The organism is Streptomyces sp. NBC_01450 (genome assembly GCF_036227505.1).
GTDB lineage: Bacteria > Actinomycetota > Actinomycetes > Streptomycetales > Streptomycetaceae > Streptomyces.
In genome coordinates, this window is record NZ_CP109480.1 from 5,754,360 (window position 1) to 5,772,067 (window position 17,708).

A 17,708-nucleotide genomic window follows, 5' to 3' on the forward strand; every position below is an offset into this window, starting at 1 on the left:
TTGGAGACTGCGGTGACCGCCCCGGCGGGGTCCAAGGAGCGGGTGGAGCGGCCCGGGGGCCGGCGGATCGGGGCCTGGGCGGGCGGGCTGCTGCTGGCCGGGGTGAGTGTGGTGGTCGGGTGCCGGGGCGCCGACAGCGACGGCATCACCCCCGTGCCCCAACTGCTCGCCTTTCTGCCGTGGCTCCTCGCGCCGACCGCCCTCGGACTCCTGCTCGCCCTGTTCGCCCGCTCGCGAATCACGATGGTGTGGGGTGTGCTGCTGCTGGGCGCGCTCGCCTGGTACATCGAGCCCTACGGCAAGACCGCCGAGCCGACCGGGAGTCCGGTCGCCGAGCTGCGGGTGATGACGTCGAACGTGCAGTTCGGACAGGGCGCCCGCGCGCTCGTCGCCGCCGTCGAACGGCACCGGCCCGACATCGTGTTCGTGGAGGAGTGCGAGTACACGTGCTCCGCCACGCTCAAGAAGGCCCTCCAGGGCCCGTCGGGCGCCTATCCGTACCGGGAGTCCGTCGAGGGCCCCGGATCCGACGGATCCGTGATCATCAGCCGGTACCCGCTCACGGCGGCGGACGGCGTACGCGGGACGATGGGAATGCCGGGGGCCGTGGCCGACGTACAGGGGCATGCCGTACGGCTTCAGCTCGCGCATCCCATGCCGCCGCTGCCGGGGCAGGTCGGGCTGTGGCGGCGCGAACTGGGCGAGCTGCGCGACTACGCCGCCGGGGGCAAGGACCGCTCCACCATCCTCGCCGGGGACTTCAACGCCTCCCAGGACCACGCCGCGTTCCGCCACGTCCTCGACACCGGGCTGCGCGACAGCGCCCGCCTCGCCGGCTCCCCGCGCGCCCCCAGCTGGCCCGCCCGCACCACCCCCACCCTCGGCGCCCAGATCGACCACGTCCTCGTCTCCCGGGACTTCTCCGCGAACGCGGCCACCTTCCTCGACATCACCGGCAGCGACCACCGCGCACTCGTCGTCGATATCACCCTTCACCAGCACAAATGAGCCCAGGGCCGGTGGTGTGATGCGGTCATAATGGGGCCATGCCCCGCCAGTTGCCCAGTGTTCTCACCCCTCCCGACTGGCTGGTCAGGAACCTCCGGCCGCAGCGGGCCCCCATCCCCTGGGCCGCCACCGGGCGCGCGGCGATCGCGCTGGCCCTGCCGCTGGCGATCGGCCTCGCGACGGGCGAACCCGCGTACGGCGCCCTCGCCTCCATGGGCGCCCTGTCCGGCGTCATCGGCGACACCGCGGACGCCTACCGCATGCGCATCCTCAACATCGCGGTCCCCCAGCTCTTCGGCGCGATCGGCGTCACCATCGGCTCGCTCGTCTTCGGCCACGGCTGGGTCGCCGTCGGCGCGGTCACCGGCGTCGCGCTGGTCTCCGGGATGATCTCGACGATCGGCGCCGTGGCCTCCGTGTCCAGCCTGCTGCTCCTGCTCAACTGCGCCATCGGAGCCGGACTTCCGCTGCCGGGGTCCTGGTGGCTCGCGCCCGTGCTGATGTCCGGCGGCGGCCTCCTCGTGCTGGCCCTCGCTCTGCTCGCCTGGCCGCTGCGCTCGGGCATCCCCGAACGGGCCGCCGTCGCCCACACCTACCGGACCGTCGCCGACCTGCTCGCCGCATCCGGCACCGACCGGTACGTCGACGTCCGTCTCGCCGTCACCCAGTCCCTCAACGAGTCCTACGACCTCGCCCTCGCCCGGCGCGCCTTCCACCACGGCCGCAGCCCCGAGCTCGCCCGGCTGCTCGCCGAGCTCAACGCCATCACGCCCGTCATCGAAGCCGCCCCGGCCGCCCACCAGTTCAACGAGCCGCTGGCCCCCGAGGTCCCGGACGCCCTGCGCCACCTCGCCGACGCCGTCGAGACCGGCTACACCGGCCCCATAGGACTCAATCTCCCGGTCCCCACCAACGAGACCGCGCGCGCCGTCGACCACGCACTGCGGCACGCCGCCGACGTCGTCAGCGACCGGTCCGCCGGTCAGGGGTCCCTGCGAAACGTCGACGACCGCCTCGGCAGGCCCGCCGCCCTGCGCGTCCGCGCCGCCCGCGCCTCCCGCAGCGTCCTGCTGTCCGCCGCCTCCTGGCGCTACGGCCTGCGCCTCGCCCTCTGCATCGGCCTCGCCCAGGCCCTGGTCTCCCTCGTCCCGGTGCCACGCTCGTACTGGGTCGCCCTCACCATCACCTTCGTCATGAAGCCCGACTTCGGATCGGTCTTCTCCCGGGCGCTGCTGCGCGCGCTCGGCACGGTCGCCGGCCTCGTCGTCGCGGCCGTGGTACTCGCCGCGGTGCCCCTCGGCTGGTGGGACGTGCCGGTCATATGCGTCCTCGGCCCGCTCATCCCGGCCCTCAGCCCACGCGGCTACGGCTACCAGACCGCCGCCGTCACCCCGGTGATCCTCCTGCTCTCCGACGTCCTCAACCGCCTGGGCACCGCCCTCCTCGTGCCACGCCTCGTCGACTCCCTCATCGGGTGCGCGATCGCCCTCGTCGCCGGATATCTGCTGTGGCCGGAGAGCTGGCACACCCGGGTCGGCGACCGCCTCGCGGACGCGGTCGCGGACACCGCCCGCTATGTGGAGTACGCCTTCGGAACGGCCGTCGACCCCGCCGCCCGCGCCCGGATGCGGCGCCGCCTCTACCGCGACCTGTCCGCCATCCGTACGGAGTTCCAGCGCGCCCTGAGCGAACCGCCGCCGAGCGGCCGGCGCGCCGCCGCCTGGCTGCCGCTCGTCGTGGCGGCCGAGCGGATCGTGGACGCGACCACGGGCGCCGGGGTACGGATCCGGCAGGGAGCCCAGCGCCCCTCCCCGGCCGAGATCTCCCATGTCGCGCTGCAACTGCGGGAGTTGTCGGACGGGCTGCGCGAGACCGACACCCTCGTCGCGGTCCGTACGGATCTCACGGGGCCGGGCGGCAGTGTGCTGGAGCCGCTGCGGCAGGAGGTCGCGGCAGCCCGCGCCATCGCCTCGCCACGCTGACCGGCCCGGGAACAGGAGGTGCGGGCCGCCCGTGCAGGGGACGGCCCGCACCTGTGGGGGGTGGGGAATGGTGAGGGGATGTGTACGGGTTCAGCGCCGCTCGGCGGCCCGGGCCCTGTCGGACTAGCGGGCGTCGGCCTTGGTGAGCGCCTTGTCCAGTGCCTGCGCGAGACCGTTGGCCCAGAGCTGGTTGACGCGCGAGCGCTCGGTCGTGTTGGGGATCGCGTTGGTGCAGGACGGGCCGGGGCCACCGCCTGACATCAGCTCGCTGCAGGGACCGGTGTAGTGGTCGGGCAGACCCAGCACATGGCCGGTCTCGTGCGCGGTGATGCGGATCGGGTCGTACTGCTCGCTCTGCGCGTAGTCGAGGAAGACGTACCCGCTGCCGTGACCGTCCGTGGAGGCGTAGGAGCCACGCGAGTCGTTGCCCTCGCGGTAGGTGAAGTCGGCGCTCGACGCCGAACCCGACTGGAGCTTGACGTTCGAGACCGCGCTGTTCCATATCTGGGTGCTGCGGGCTATCTCCGCGCTGAAGGACGGCGCGCGGGAGGCGTTGTAGACGACCGTGACGGCGGCGGCGCTGCTCGGGTTCGCGGCGCGCTTCTCGGCGACGGACCTGATGACCGCCTGGAAGAACGCCTGGTTCGCCTTGGCCTCCGCGGCCGATCCGGAGTAGCCGGCGTACGCGGCGGGTGCGGAGGCGGGGGCGGGAGCCGCTGTGGCCGGGACCGCGCCGAACGTGGCGGCCGTGAGGCCCAATCCGACCACGGCCGAGAGCATGGGCAGGGAGAGTCGCACGATGACTCCTTGTGTGGGGGGGGGAAGTCGTCATCGGTGAGTGTCGATGCCTGTGTGCCCGCTGTGATGATGGCAATCGGCGATAGGACAGCCCTATCGGGAGGACCTGTCCACACCGTCCCGGAGCGCCCAACTCGCCTGCGTTGCAAGGGATTTGTGCATCTGGTGCAACCCCCGCTTCCGACTTAGGCTCCGACGGCATGGAGCTTGAGGTCCGGCATCTCCGCGCGCTGTGCGCCATCGCCGACACCGGCAGCCTGCACCGCGCCGCGCGCCACCTCGGCGTCGCCCAGCCCTCGTTGAGCACCCAGCTACGGCGGATCGAACAGGAGCTGGGCGGGGAGCTGTTCACCCGCGAACGTACCGGGTGCCGGCCAACGCCGCTCGGCCGGGTCGTACTCGGCCGGGCCCGCCCTCTGGTGGCCGAGATGCGGTCCCTGGTCGCGGAGGCCCGGGCCGCCGCCGCGGACGAACCCCAGCTGCGCATCGGCTCCACCGCGAGCCGTGCCCTCGCGGGCTGGCTGCGCCGGCTGCGCGAACGCCACCAGGAACCGCTCCTCCAGATGGACGTGTCCGCCAACGCCCTGCTCAACCTGGTCGCCGAGGGCCGCCTCGACGTCGCCTTCGTGCACGAGGTCGAAGGCTGCCCGCTGCGCATCCCCGGCGGGCTGCGGCTGCGCGTCCTGGTCGAGCGCGAGCCCCAGTTCGTGTCCCTGCCGAACAACCACCCGGCCGCCGCGCGCTCCGTCGTCCGTCTCTCCGACCTGGCCGAGGACCGCTGGATGATCGACCCGACGGTCGATGGCGAGTGGGACGCGGTGCACCGGATGCTGCGCTCGGCCGGGCTCAACCCCCGCGTCCTGCACGGCGATTACCACACGACGGCGTCCCTGGTGGCGACCGGTGAGGTCGTCACGGTCTGCCAGCCGACCCGCCAGTCCGGCCCCGAGACGGTGGTCCGCAGACTGTACGGCGACCCCCTCGGCGTACGTCTGCTGCTCGCGGCCCGTACCGAGGCCGAGCTGGACGACGTCTATCCGGACCTGGCGGAGGCGTACCGCGAGACGGCACAGCAGGCCCCCGCGTACCGGGAGTGGCTGGAACGCAGCGGTGTGGACAACCCCGTCCCAGCCCTCCCCTAAGACCCGTACAACCTCAGACCCCGATGTCGCACCCGTCCGTACGCCACACCGAGACGACCGCCGGGCGCACGATCTTCCCGGGTCCGTCGGGCCAGTTGCTCGCGGGTTTCTCCACCGACGCGCCGTCGATCTCGCCCGGGTGCTGGACGGCGACGAGTACCCGCCGGTCCTGGATGATCGGACCGCAGGTCTCCGCCCCGGTCGGCACGGTCAGGAACTGCTTCAGCTCACCGCGCCGCTCGCCCTTCGTCGCCACGCCCAGCAGGCCGTCGTGCGAGCCGAGCTGGTTGCCGTCCGTGGAGATCCACAGGTTGCCGTGCGGGTCGAAGGCCACGTTGTCCGGGCAGGAGATCGGGCTGACCTTGTCCTTCGGGAAGCCCGCGAAGTAGGTCGCGGGGTCGGCCGGGTCGCCCGCGACGAGGAACAGCGACCAGCCGAAGGTGGTCGCCTCGGCGCGGCCTCGGCGCTCGGTGAGCTCCAGGATGTGCCCGTGCTTGTTCGCGTTGCGCGGATTGGCCTCGTCGGCGCCCGCGGACCCGGCCTTGCCACGGTTGGTGTTGTTGGTCAGAACGACATAGACCTTGCCGGTGTGCGGGGAGGGCTGGATGTCCTCGGGCCGGTCCATCTTGGTGGCGCCGACCTTGTCACCGGCGAGCCGCGTGAAGACGAGGACCTCCTCGACCGTCATCCCGTCCACGTGCGAGACGGCGCCATGGGCGGTCGCGGTGACCAGCGGAATCCACTCACCACTGCCGTCGAACTCCCCGTCCGACGGAAGCTTCCCGCTCCCGTCGATGTCGGCCGCCGGGGAGTCGCCGGTCAGCCGGGCCACGTAGAGCGTCCCCTCGTCGAGGAGGGAGAGGTTGTGCTCCCGGACGGAGCGCGAGGAACCGTGCCGCATCCGCTTGCTGCCGACGAACTTGTAGAAGTAGTCGAAGCGCTCGTCGTCGCCGGTGTAGACGACGGGCCGCCCGTCGTCCGTCAGCCGCACGGTCGCGGCCTCGTGCTTGAAGCGGCCCAGCGCGGTGTGCTTGCGGGGCGTGGAGGCCGGGTCGTACGGGTCGAACTCGACGACGTATCCGAAGCGGTGCGACTCGTTGGGCTCCTGCGCCACGTCGAACCGCTTGTCGAACCGCTCCCACTTGCGCTCGGTGGCACCCGTACCGAGCCCGTACCGCTTGTCGGTGTCACGGCTCCCGTTGGCGAAGTACTGGTTGAAGTTCTCCTCGCCGTGCAGCGTGGTGCCCCAGGGAGTGGTGCCGCCGGAGCAGTTGTTGAGCGTGCCGAGCACCTTGCGCCCGGTCGGGTCCGCGGAGGTCTTCAGCAGTTCCGATCCGGCGGCGGGGCCGGTGAGCCGGAACTCGGTGGTGGCGGTGACGCGGCGGTTGAGGGCGTGCCGGGTGACGGCGGTGAGCCTGCCGGTCCCGCGGTCCTCCTCGACCACGACGGCGGACAGACCGTGTGCGGCCCACGCCACCTCGACCTGCTCGCGGGTGGGGTTCGCGGGGTCGTACCCGCGGAACATCAGCACCTCGTCGGTGTACTCGTGGTTCGCCACGAGCAGCTGCCGCCCGCGCTCACCGGGCAGCGGGAGAAGAGCGAGGAAGTCGTTGTTGTAACCGAACTGGCCGGCCTGGGCCTTGGCGGTCTGGTGCTCCGGGTCAAAGGCGGGGGCGCCGCGCAGGATGGGCTCACCCCAACGGATGACGACATTCTGGCCATATCCGCCGGGGACGGTGACGGCGTCGGCGGTGTTCGGGGCGACGGGCGTGAACCGGAGCCCGCGCGCGGCCTTGCCGGCCGCGTGTCCGGCACGGGCCGCCGCACCCCCTTCTGCCGCCTGGGCCGCCTGGGCGCCGGTACCGACGACCGCCGCACCCGTCGCCGTGGCGACCGTGACGACGGCCGCGGCCCGCATCATCGAACGGCGGCCGATCGCACCGGCGATGACATCACCGACGTACGCGTTGTCGCTGGTGTTGGGCACCTCGTGGAAGCAGGCGTCACCACAGCGGAACCGACAGGTCAGGGCGGATCGCCCACCGGGATGCGAACCGGGCGTTCCGATCAACGGCAGCAGTCTGCGCACTTTACTCTCCCCTTACGAACCCTTGGTGTGAGCGTGACGCTAGGGGGATGTGGGTGCAAGCACCCTGCGGCCGGATGAACAGAACGTGAACCTCCCACTCCCGCACAGGTCTTGATAACGCTCTTGACACCACTACCTGCCGGTACCCGACCCTGCCCAAGATCGCCTGAGACGGCCGCTAACCTTACGTGTCCGTCCTGGCCAGGGATTGACGGCTTCAACTCATGCGAAGGGTTGCGCACATGGGCATTCTCACTCTCCTGCGGAACGCGTTCGGCCGCTCACGCCAGGGGCGTGACGCCGACGCGGAGACCTCGCCGACGGAGGCTACGGCCCCCACGGTCCCGGCCCCGGCCACCGAGCCGGAGCCCACGCCGGCTCCCGCCCAGGAGGCCGAGCCGAAGATCCCCGCACCTTCGTCGGAGCCGAAGCCGGAGCCCAAGCCGTCCGTGGTGGACGAGCTGGTGTCGGCGGCCTTCGACAACGTCACGGTCCCCAAGCAGGCGGAGCCGGTGCGGGAGGAGCGGGAGGAGAAGGCGCCCGAGGAGGACCCGACTCCGGCCACCGCTTCCCCTTCCGCTTCCCCTTCCCTTTCCGCATCGATTCCGTCACCGGCTCCGGACCCCGAGCCGGTGACCGAGACCGAGACCGAGCCTGAGCCGGTGGCCGAGGTCAAGGTTGAGGCTGAGGTCGCACCCGAGGCCGAGCCCGAGGTTCCGGTCGAGGTCGAAGACGTGACCGAAGCCGAGCCCGAGCCCGAGGCAGTGGTGGAGGCGCCCGAGCCGGAGCCGGAACCCGAGCCCGAGGTCGCATCCGAGCCGGTCGCCGAGACCCCCGAGACCACGGCCGAAGAGGCTCCCGACCCGGTGGCCGAGGAGACCCCGCAGCCGGTCGCCGAGGAGGCCACCGAGCCCACGCCGGAACCCGCCACCGAAGAAGCCCCCGCACCCGCCGCCGAAGAGGCCCCGGAGCCGGTCGCCGAGGAGGCCACCGAGCCCGTGGCCGAAGAGGTTCCGGCGCCTGCCGTCGAGGAGCCCTCGGAGCCGGTCGCCGAGGAAACCCCCGCCCCGGTCGCGGCCGAGGTCACCACCGAGGTCACCCCCACCGAACCGGTCGCGGAACCGGTCGCCGAACCGGTCGCGGCCGCGGCGGACGAGCCGGTGGACGAGCTGACGGACGAGTCCGCGAGCGAGCCCGCGAACGAGCCCGCGGCCGCCGACGACGAGCAGCCCCCGGCGGGGCCACCCGCAGCCGACGACGAAAGCGTCACGGATGGTGCGGGTGGGGAAGAAGACCCGGCCGAAGGCGAAGCGGAGGCCGGGACGACCGGCACCCCCGCCACCCCCCTCGCCCAGGTCAAGACCCACGCCCCCGACCTCGCCACCGCCTACGAACAAGCGGGAACGGCCCTCGCGAAGAGGGACCTCACCGGTACCCGGGCCAAGGTCTACCTCGTCCTCGACCGCTCCGCGTCCATGCGCCCGTACTACAAGGACGGCTCCGCCCAGGCCCTCGGCGAGCAGGCCCTCGCCCTCGCCGCCCACCTCGACCCCGAGGCCAAGGTCCAGGTCGTCTTCTTCTCCACCGAACTGGACGGCACCGGCGAGCTCACCCTCCCCGAGCACGAGAACAAGATCGACGACCTCCACGCCGGCCTCGGCCGCATGGGCCGTACGAGCTACCACATCGCGGTCGAGGAAGTCGTCACGCACCACCAGAAGTCCGGCACCACGGACCCGGCCCTGGTGATCTTCCAGACGGACGGCGCCCCGGACGCCAAGACCCCCGCCACCCAGTCCCTCACGGACGCGGCGAAGGACCACCCCACGGTGTTCTTCTCGTTCGTCGCGTTCGGTGAGCACGACAACAAGGCCTTCGACTACCTCCGCAAGCTGAAGACCGACAACACGGCCTTCTTCCACGCGGGCCCGACCCCGCGCGAGCTGACCGACGCGGAGGTCTACGAGGGCGTACTGGAGAACTGGCGCCGGTAAGCCCCGCAAGATCCGCCGGAGGCCGCCCGTTTCCCACCCCTTGAAAAGGGGAAGCGGGCGGCCCACCCATGTCGGCTACGATTTCAAGGTTCGTAAGACGACCGACGGTACGACCTGAACCGCCGCTCGTCACCCCACGTAGCGACTTGGGAGCAGCCCGCGATGGCTCGACACCTCATCACCAGCGCCCTTCCGTACATCAACGGGATCAAGCACCTGGGCAACATGGTGGGGTCCATGCTCCCGGCGGACGTGTACTCCCGGTACCTCCGCCAGCGCGGCCACGACGTCCTCTTCATCTGCGCGACGGACGAGCACGGCACCCCGGCCGAGCTGGCGGCGAAGGAGCAGGGCCTGCCGGTCGACGAGTTCTGCGCACAGGCGCACGACGCGCAGAAGGCGGTGTACGACGGCTTCGAGCTGGCCTTCGACTACTTCGGCCGCAGCTCCAGCCCGCAGAACCGCGAGATCACCCAGCACTTCGCGCGCCGTCTGAACGAGAACGGCTTCATCGAGGAGCGCGCGATCCGCCAGGTGTACTCCCCGGCGGACGGCCGCTTCCTCCCGGACCGTTACGTGGAGGGCACCTGCCCCCACTGCGGCTACGACAAGGCCCGCGGCGACCAGTGCGAGAACTGCACCCGCGTCCTGGACCCGACCGACCTGATCAACCCGCGCAGCGCGATCTCCGGCTCGACGGACCTGGAGGTCCGCGAGACGAAGCACCTCTTCCTCCTCCAGTCGAAGCTGCAGAGCGAGGTCTCGGAGTGGGTGGCGCGCCACGAGCACGAGTGGCCGCAGCTCGCCTCCTCCATCGCCCGCAAGTGGCTGACCGAGGGCCTGCACGACCGGGCGATCACCCGTGACCTGGACTGGGGCGTCCCGGTCCCGGCCGACACCTGGCCGGAGCTGGCGGCGGACGGCAAGGTCTTCTACGTCTGGTTCGACGCGCCGATCGAGTACATCGGCGCGACGAAGGAGTGGTCGGACCAGGACCCGGAGAACCGCGACTGGAAGTCCTGGTGGTACGAGGCGGACTCGGGCGAGAACCCCGTCCGCTACACCGAGTTCATGGCCAAGGACAACGTCCCCTTCCACACCGTCATGTTCCCGGCCACCGAGCTGGGCGTGCGCGAGCCGTGGAAGAAGGTCGACTACGTCAAGGCCTTCAACTGGCTGACGTACTACGGCGGGAAGTTCTCCACGTCCCAGAAGCGCGGTGTCTTCACCGACCACGCGCTGGACATCCTGCCCGCGGACTACTGGCGCTACTTCCTGATCGCCAACGCCCCCGAGTCGGACGACTCGTCCTTCACCTGGGAGCACTTCACCGCCACGGTGAACAAGGACCTGGCCGACACCCTCGGCAACTTCGTCAACCGCGTCCTGTCCTTCTCCAAGAAGCGCTTCGGCGAGGAGGTCCCGGCGGGCTCCGCGGCGGGTGAGGCGGAGGCGAAGCTCGGCGAGGAGATCGCGGGCCTGCTGGCCGAGTACGAGACCCAGATGGAGGCCCTCCAGTTCCGCAAGGCCGCGGCTGCGCTGCGCGCCCTGTGGTCGGCGGGCAACTCCTACCTGGAGGAGAAGGCCCCCTGGCTGGAGATCAAGACCGACCCGGACGGCGCGGCCCTGACCCTGCGCACGGCGATGAACCTGATCCACCTCTACTCGGTGGTCTCGGAGCCCTTCATCCCCGCGTCCTCCCGCGCGATGCGCTCGGCGTTCGCGCTGGCGGACGACACGGCGGTGTGGGTATCGGCGGACGAGGCGAGGTCCCTCTCGGCCGTCCCTGCGGGCACCCCCTTCACGGTTCCCCCGGTCCTCTTCGCCAAGATCACGGACGAGGACCTGGAGTCGTACAAGGAGCGCTTCGGCGGCGCGCCGGAGTAGTGACGTCATAGGGAGGGGCCCGGCACCGAAGCGGTGCCGGGCCCCTCTCTTTTCCCGCCGTCCGTCTCACCCTTCGGCCGGAAACCGACCCCGCTGGTGACATGCTCTTGACCACCCGTATGGTTTCGCCATGGCAGTCCCTCCGGTCATTCCGATCGCCTACGAGCCGAAGTCCCGCACCGAGAGCATCGGTCGCTACGCGGACGGCCAGTTCCTGGCGTCGATCACCTATGCCTTCCCCGAGGGTTACCGTCCCGACGATGGCTGGGAGCAGCACAAACGTCTCTACACGGTGCTGCACACCTTCGACGCCCAGGGCCGCTACCGCGACTCGGAGATCTGGTGCGCGGGCACCTGGGCCGAACAGCAGCTGGCGCCGGACGGACCGGACTCGGTCCTCTCCCGGGCCAGGGCCCACCTGGCGAAACTCCTGCGGAGCCTGCCCCGCCGCTCGTATACGAACATCGCGATCCGTCCCTTCCAACGCACCGTCGACGGCGTGCTGTTCGGCCTGGTGATCAGGGAGGACGAGGAAGAGACCTGGGCCGAGCTCTACCCGGACCGCCTCGCGTTCGCCGAGCCGTGGAACGGCCGGTACGACACCTGAGACGCGCGAGCGCATCCGAGGATGGGGCGCCCGGGGCTTCGCCGCCCCGGGCGCCCTTTCCGTATCCGGACCTACTTGGTCAGGACCGCACCGGTGGTGGTGGCCAGCTCGGTGGGCAGGTTCTTCGCCGAGCTCTGGATTCCGGCGTTGAGGGTCGGTGTCCAGTTGACGGTCGTCTTCAGCTTCTTCGAGTTCGCGGCGTTGTACGCGGCGACGAGGTCGGTCGAGGTGCCGTTGACGAGGTTGCCGCCGCCGGCGACCGAGCCGGTGCCGTCGCCGCTGAGCAGCTTGGAGATCTTCCCGCCCGTCGGGACCTTCCAGTAGTTGTCCTCGGCGACGACCTGGGCCTTGGCGCGGGAGTTGATGCTGTAGAGGGGCGCGTAGCCGTTGACGGTCGTGGTGTCGAAGTAGTTGTTGTAGATGTGCACCTGCCCGATACGGGTCAGGGGAGCCCTCTGCACGATCCCCTTCCACACGTTGTGGTGGAGGGAGACGCGCAGCTTGCCGACGCTGTCGGTGTCGCTGCTGCCGATGAGCATCGTCTTGTCGTGGTTGGTGAACTGGTTGCGCTCGACGGTCACCAGGTCGGATCCGTTGGTGATGTCGAGGTCGCCGTCGTGGATCTGGTACTCGCGGCCGTAGTACTTCGGGTTGGCGCTGTCGAAGTGCGACGCGTCGGTGAAGGTGTTGTGGTCGGCCCACACGTGCGTCGCGCCGCGCAGGGTGACGGCGTCGTACGCGGAGTTCCAGTTGCCGCTGTCGCCGTCGGTCGGGTCCCACTGCGGGAAGCAGTCCTCGGTGGCGGAGAAGGTCAGGTTGCGGATGATGACGTTGTCGACGCTCTGCACCTGGAGGCTGCCGCCGGTGATCCCGGCCTTGGTGCCCGGCACACCCACGATGGTGGTGTTGGCGGGCACCTTGAAGACGATGTTCTTCGCCTGCTTCTGCTTGGCCGCGTCACGGGCCTTCTCCTGCGTACCGGAGGGCAGCTTGGAGGTGCCGTACGTGGCCGGGTCGTACGCCTTCAGATAGGCGGCGAGCGAGTACCCCGTACCGGCGGAGTAGTCGGCGCAGGTCAGCTTCTTGCCCGAGTCGTCGGTGTTGGCGTCGATGACGCCCTTGACCTGAATGATCTTCGGCGTGGAGTTGTCGGCCTTGCCCAGCGCCTTCACAAGCTGAGCGCGGGTGCTGACGGTGTAGACGTGCGAGGAGTCGGCCTGCGAGCCGCCGGTCGTCCCGGCCCCGGATGCCGCCCAGCCGTCCTTGGCGGGCAGCACCTGGTGCGCGAGGTCGACCGTACCCGCGTTCGCGTTCATCACGAACGTGACGGCGCCGAGGCCCGCGGCCGTGACGGCGGCGGCGGAGACGATGACGGCGCGACGCTTACGGAGGGACCTGCGGTGCGAGGGGGATGCCACGGATGAGTCCTTACGTGGTGGTGGAGCACGTGTCGTGGTGCGCGAAGCTCCGCTGAACGGTGCTTCTGACTCATCAGTGACCGCGACGACCGAAAAGGTTGCCGCCCTGAGAAACCTCCACCGCGGCTCGGCCGATCCCCCAGACTTGCCCTTATGGCGAACAGCGCACTCCTCGTGATGGACGTCCAACGGGACATCGTGGCCATCGCCGACGACGGCTCGGGATATCTGCCGCGCCTGCGCAGGGCGATCGACGGTGCCCACGCGGCGGGCATCCCCGTGATCTACGTGGTCATCGCGTTACGGCCGGACGACCCGGAAGTCAGCCCCCGCAACAGGGTGATCACGAACGCCGTGCGGGCCGGCCTGTTCGCCGAGGGCGCCCCCGGCACCGAGATCCATCACGACATCGAGCCCCGGCAGGGCGACGTCGTGGTCGCCAAGAGGCGAGGGAGCGCGTTCTCGGGCAGCGACTTCGACCTGGTCCTCAGGGCTCGTGACATCGACAGCCTCGTTGTCACCGGTATCGCGACCAGCGGCGTGGTGCTGTCCACCCTGTGCCACGCCATCGACCTGGACTTCGGCCTCACCGTCCTGACGGACGCCTGCCTCGACACCGACCCCGAGGTACACCGACTCCTCACCGAGAAGCTGTTCCCGCAATGGGCGGACGTCGTCACCGTCGAGGACTGGCTCACATCCCTCACACCGCGATAGCAGCGACACTGATGGCGAGGCCAAGGACCGCGCCACGCTGATCCTTCGCGTGCTGGAGAAACATGCCGTCGACGTCCCCGAGGACATCCGGGAACGCGTCACCTCATGCACCGACCTCGACACCCTCATGCTCTGGTTCGACCGGTCCCTGACCGCCACCACGGCCGAGGAACTGTTCGCCGAGAACGAAGACGGGCAGAGTGAAGGCAACCAGAACCAGGCCTCCGCCTGACCATCAGAAGCGCCCGCCGAATCCCCCGGGTCCGCCCATCGGGCCACCCCCGTGCGGGTGGCGGAGGCCGTCGAGGAGGGCGTCGGCCAGGATCACCCCGCCGGCTCCGGCCGCGCCGGCGACGAGGGCCGTCTTCCACCAGGGGGAGCTGTACCAACCGCCCGGCATCCGCCGGCCGTCCACGACCCCGCCGGGGTAGTAGTACGGCGTCGCGTCACCGGGGCGGGGCGAGGCCGCGTAGGTCCGGCCGTCGATCGTGACGTGGCCGTCCCGGGCGGTGACCGAGCCCGTGCCCAGGTCGGGGAGGGCGGGGCCGGGGTCGAGGCCCAGCGACGTACGGGCGGCGCGGACGTAGTGGAGGCCCTCCAGGGCCGTCTGTGAAGCCATCGCGTACTGCGCGCCGGAGCGAGCCGTGGCCAACTGACCCTGCGCGGCCCGGTGGCACTCGGCGGCGTCGGTCAGCGCCTGCGCCGCCGTCGCGTCGCCCCCCGCGTCGAGCGTCGACAGGCCTCCGCCGAGCCGCTCCACCCAGCGGTGGGCCTCCGCCTCCGCGTCCAGGTCGGACACCGCGCCGTACGGCTGCGACAGCCGTCGCTGGTAGGCGACCGCGGCCACCGCTCCGACGATCAGCAACAGTGCGACCAGTACGACTCCCATGGCTTCCTCCGGCGCTTGCGATGTCCCGGTACGGCGCGAGGTGACCTCGCCCGCCTCCTCACATCACACGCCCCGCCACTGTGCACCCCCGCCGAACCGCCTGTGCGTCCACGGTGAACCTCCCCGGACGCCGGATCCCGGCGCCCGTACCGCCCGAAGGGCCCGGAACCAGTGGAGTTCCGGGCCCTGGTCGAGCGAGCTGGTGGGTCAGCTCGCCGAGGACGACGCCGACGCGCTCGGCTGCGTGTCCGAGCTGTCGTGCGTCTCGTCCGGGGCCACGCCCATCGTCAGGTGGGCGTGGACTCCCTTCGCGATGTGCCTCTTGTCGTACCTGAGGTACAGGAGGCCGCCCGTGTGGCCGTTCTGGGGGTAGATCGTGTCCTCGGTGAGCGTGGTGCGCGTGGAGGTGTTGGTGGAGTACGGGGCGACCTCCGCCGACGCCAGCACCGATTTCTCGTCGAAGAAGAACTGGCCCGTGTGGCAGGTGTGCCCGCCCTCGTAGCCCGCGTCGGTCCAGGCGCCGTCGACGTGCACCTTCGTGTGGATATGGACGGCGCGGCCCTGGTACCAGCCCGGGAAGACCGTCTTGAAGGTGACATAACCGTGTCTGTCGGTCTTCCAGGTGCCGCGCAGATAACGCTTGTCGTCGGTGGGCTCGGCGTGACCGCCGCCGCCGCCCGGACCGCCCGGACCGCCGGACGGAGGCTCGCCGGTAGGCGTACCGGAGGGCGGGTCGGACGGCGGGGTACCACCGCCACCGCCGCTGCCCATCGCCTCGTAGCCGGAGTAGACACCCAGCGCGCTGCAGTGCCAGATGTCGACCGCCGCGTTCTTCACGGGCCTGCAGGTATCGGCGTCGATCACCTTGAGCTTGAGGGTCAGCGGGATGCCCGGCAGATCCTCGGTGATGTCCTGGCGGATCTTGTCCGCGTCAATGTAGTACGGGCCCTCGGTGGTCTCCGAGGTCAGCGTGTAACACGCCTCCGTTGCCGTGCCGGAAGAGGACGGGGTGCCGGCGCCCCCGTCGTCCGCGAACGCGTCCACGGCAAGACCGCCGCCCACTCCCACGGCCACGACGGCCGCTCCACCTGCGACGACGACCTTGCGCCTCGTCATGTCCCGGCTATCGGCCGGTCCTTGTTTCTCAGTCATGGGCGGGCACGCTAGGAACGCCACCTGTGAACCACGTGGGTAAGGACTGTGTTTTGCATGACCATGCAAAAGTGGCTCGGAACCGACGACGGTTCCGAGCCACTCCGGCGAACAGGACTTGCTTCGAGGCTTACTTCGGCTGCGGCTTGCGCACCGAGAGGTGCAGCTCCCGCAGACGGGTCTCGTCGAGCTCCGTCGGCGCGCCCATCATCAGGTCCTGCGCGTTGCCGTTGAGCGGGAACGCGATCGTCTCGCGGATGTTCGGCTCGTCCGCGAGGAGCATGACGATGCGGTCGACGCCCGGGGCGATACCCCCGTGCGGCGGGGCGCCGAAGCGGAAGGCACGCAGCATGCCGGCGAACTGCTCCTCGACGGTGTCACGGTCGTAGCCCGCGATCTCGAACGCCTTGAGCATGATCTCGGGCTCGTGGTTGCGGATCGCGCCGGAGGACAGCTCGACGCCGTTGCACACGATGTCGTACTGCCAGCCCAGGATGTCCAGCGGGTCCTGGGTCTCCAGGGCCTCCAGGCCGCCCTGGGGCATCGAGAACGGGTTGTGCGAGAAGTCGATCTTCCCGGTGTCCTCGTCCTTCTCGTACATCGGGAAGTCGACGATCCAGCAGAACCGGAAGACGTTCTCCTCGAAGTTGCCCGAGCGCTTCGCGGCCTCGACCCGCACCGCGCCCATGATCTTCGAGACCTCGTCGAACTCGCCCGCGCCGAAGAACACCGCGTGGCCGGGGGCCAGGGAGAGGCGCTTGGTCAGCTCGGCGACGTTGTCCTCGGTGAGGAACTTGGCGATCGGGCCCGTCAGCGAGCCGTCCTCACCCACCCGCACCCAGGCCAGGCCCTTCGCGCCCTGCTCGACCGCGTAGTCACCGAGACCGTCGAAGAACTTCCGCGTCTGACCGGACACGTCCGGCACCGGCAGGGCGCGTACGTGCTTGCCGGCGAAGGCCTTGAACTCGGAGCCCTCGAAGATGTCGGTGATGTCGACGAGCTCCAGCTGGGCGCGCAGGTCCGGCTTGTCGGAGCCGTACTTCAGCATCGCCTCGCGGAACGGGATGCGCGGGAAGGGGGAGGTGACGTGACGGCCACCGCCGAACTCCTCGAACAGCTCCGTCATCAGCTTCTCGATCGGCTGGAAGACGTCCTCCTGCTCGACGAAGGACATCTCCACGTCGAGCTGGTAGAACTCGCCCGGCGAACGGTCGGCGCGCGCGTCCTCGTCGCGGAAGCAGGGCGCGATCTGGAAGTAGCGGTCGAAGCCGGAGATCATCAGCAGCTGCTTGAACTGCTGCGGGGCCTGCGGCAGGGCGTAGAACTTGCCCGGGTTCAGACGGGAGGGGACCACGAAGTCGCGCGCGCCCTCGGGGGAGGTGGCGCTGAGGATCGGGGTCGCCATCTCGTTGAAGCCCAGCGCCGTCATCTTGTGACGGATCGCGGAGATCACGGCCGTACGCAGCAGGATGTTGCGGTGCATGCGCTCGCGGCGCAGGTCGAGGAAGCGGTACTCCAGGCGCCGCTCCTCGTTGACGCCGTCCTCGGCGTTGATCGTGAACGGCAGCGGGGCGGCGGCGCCGAGCAGCTCGACCTCGCTCACCTCGACCTCGACCTCGCCGGTGGGCAGATCCGGGTTGACGTTCTCCGCGCCGCGCGAGACGACCTTGCCGTCGACGCGGACCGTCGACTCCTTGGTGACCTTGTCGAGAGCCTCGTAGGCGGGCGTGCCGGGGCGGGCGACGAGCTGCGTGATGCCGTAGTGATCGCGCAGATCGATGAAGAGGATGCCGCCCAGGTCTCGGCGATTGTGCAGCCAGCCGCTCAGCCGGACGTCGCTGCCGACGTCAGAGGCGCGGAGCTCGCCGCAGGTGTGGGACCTGTACCGATGCATCGTCGTTCATCCAGTCTTCGCGGATCGGGGTCTGTCTCACATGAGCTTGGGGCTGTTTCACGTGAAACTTCCGGGCCGACGCCCGGATCCCCCAAGGGTACCGGCCACCCAAAGATCACCACTCCGAATAC

The 17,708-nt window shown here is 70.2% G+C and carries 14 protein-coding genes; 8 read left to right on the forward strand and 6 right to left on the reverse strand.

The features are described from left to right. Together OG568_RS25590 and OG568_RS25595 are read left to right on the forward strand one after the other, a co-directional pair. Positions 1-1,008 carry an endonuclease/exonuclease/phosphatase family protein gene (locus tag OG568_RS25590; protein WP_443077768.1) on the forward strand — a complete coding sequence of 336 codons (1,008 nt, stop codon included), beginning with the start codon at positions 1-3 and terminating at the stop codon, positions 1,006-1,008. A 38-nt stretch (positions 1,009-1,046) separates the two neighbouring features. Further along, on the forward strand, positions 1,047-2,990 hold the full coding sequence (locus OG568_RS25595) for an FUSC family protein (protein WP_329533264.1): 1,944 nt from the start codon (positions 1,047-1,049) through the stop codon (positions 2,988-2,990). A 123-nt stretch (positions 2,991-3,113) separates the two neighbouring features. Here the strand turns inward: OG568_RS25595 and snpA are convergent, their stop codons facing one another. Continuing rightward, entirely contained in the window at positions 3,114-3,788 is a 675-nt protein-coding gene (snpA, locus tag OG568_RS25600) for a snapalysin (protein ID WP_266432380.1), read from the reverse strand. Between the two features lie 200 nt (positions 3,789-3,988). Here snpA and OG568_RS25605 point away from each other — a divergent pair, with 200 nt between their 5' ends. Beyond that, the gene (locus OG568_RS25605) at positions 3,989-4,930 is read left to right on the forward strand and encodes a LysR family transcriptional regulator (RefSeq protein WP_329533265.1); all 942 of its coding nucleotides are present in this window, start codon (positions 3,989-3,991) and stop codon (positions 4,928-4,930) included. 13 nt (positions 4,931-4,943) lie between these two features. Here OG568_RS25605 and OG568_RS25610 read toward each other — a convergent pair whose 3' ends face one another. Next, on the reverse strand, positions 4,944-7,019 hold the full coding sequence (locus tag OG568_RS25610; protein ID WP_329533266.1) for a PhoX family protein: 2,076 nt from the start codon (positions 7,017-7,019) through the stop codon (positions 4,944-4,946). Positions 7,020-7,261: 242 nt separating this feature from the next. Between OG568_RS25610 and OG568_RS25615 the strand changes: the two genes are divergently transcribed. The 3 genes from OG568_RS25615 (at position 7,262) to OG568_RS25625 (ending at position 11,507) form a co-directional block, all read left to right on the forward strand. After that, positions 7,262-9,013: a VWA domain-containing protein gene (locus OG568_RS25615; RefSeq protein WP_329533267.1), complete on the forward strand. Its 1,752-nt coding sequence runs from the start codon at positions 7,262-7,264 to the stop codon at positions 9,011-9,013. A gap of 162 nt (positions 9,014-9,175) precedes the next feature. Then, positions 9,176-10,900, forward strand: a complete 1,725-nt coding sequence (gene metG, locus OG568_RS25620; protein ID WP_329533268.1) for a methionine--tRNA ligase — start codon at positions 9,176-9,178, stop codon at positions 10,898-10,900. 130 nt (positions 10,901-11,030) lie between these two features. Then, positions 11,031-11,507, forward strand: coding sequence for a hypothetical protein (locus tag OG568_RS25625; RefSeq protein WP_266626612.1), 477 nt, complete (start codon positions 11,031-11,033; stop codon positions 11,505-11,507). A gap of 71 nt (positions 11,508-11,578) precedes the next feature. Here the strand turns inward: OG568_RS25625 and OG568_RS25630 are convergent, their stop codons facing one another. After that, a complete protein-coding gene (locus OG568_RS25630) occupies positions 11,579-12,925 on the reverse strand; it encodes a pectate lyase family protein (RefSeq protein WP_329533269.1) in 1,347 nt (448 codons plus the stop codon). 153 nt (positions 12,926-13,078) lie between these two features. Between OG568_RS25630 and OG568_RS25635 the strand changes: the two genes are divergently transcribed. Continuing rightward, complete coding sequence (locus tag OG568_RS25635) at positions 13,079-13,642, forward strand: cysteine hydrolase family protein (RefSeq protein ID WP_329533270.1); 564 nt, start codon at positions 13,079-13,081, stop codon at positions 13,640-13,642. 49 nt (positions 13,643-13,691) lie between these two features. Continuing rightward, a complete protein-coding gene (locus OG568_RS25640; protein ID WP_329533271.1) occupies positions 13,692-13,874 on the forward strand; it encodes a hypothetical protein in 183 nt (60 codons plus the stop codon). A 3-nt stretch (positions 13,875-13,877) separates the two neighbouring features. Here the strand turns inward: OG568_RS25640 and OG568_RS25645 are convergent, their stop codons facing one another. The 3 genes from OG568_RS25645 to aspS all read right to left on the reverse strand — a co-directional run bounded on the left by OG568_RS25645 (position 13,878) and on the right by aspS (position 17,577). Beyond that, a complete protein-coding gene (locus OG568_RS25645; protein ID WP_329533272.1) occupies positions 13,878-14,531 on the reverse strand; it encodes a hypothetical protein in 654 nt (217 codons plus the stop codon). A gap of 207 nt (positions 14,532-14,738) precedes the next feature. Beyond that, positions 14,739-15,683, reverse strand: a complete 945-nt coding sequence (locus OG568_RS25650) for an intradiol ring-cleavage dioxygenase (protein WP_329533273.1) — start codon at positions 15,681-15,683, stop codon at positions 14,739-14,741. Positions 15,684-15,813: 130 nt separating this feature from the next. After that, complete coding sequence (aspS, locus tag OG568_RS25655; protein ID WP_266432407.1) at positions 15,814-17,577, reverse strand: aspartate--tRNA ligase; 1,764 nt, start codon at positions 17,575-17,577, stop codon at positions 15,814-15,816. Positions 17,578-17,708 lie beyond the last annotated feature (131 nt).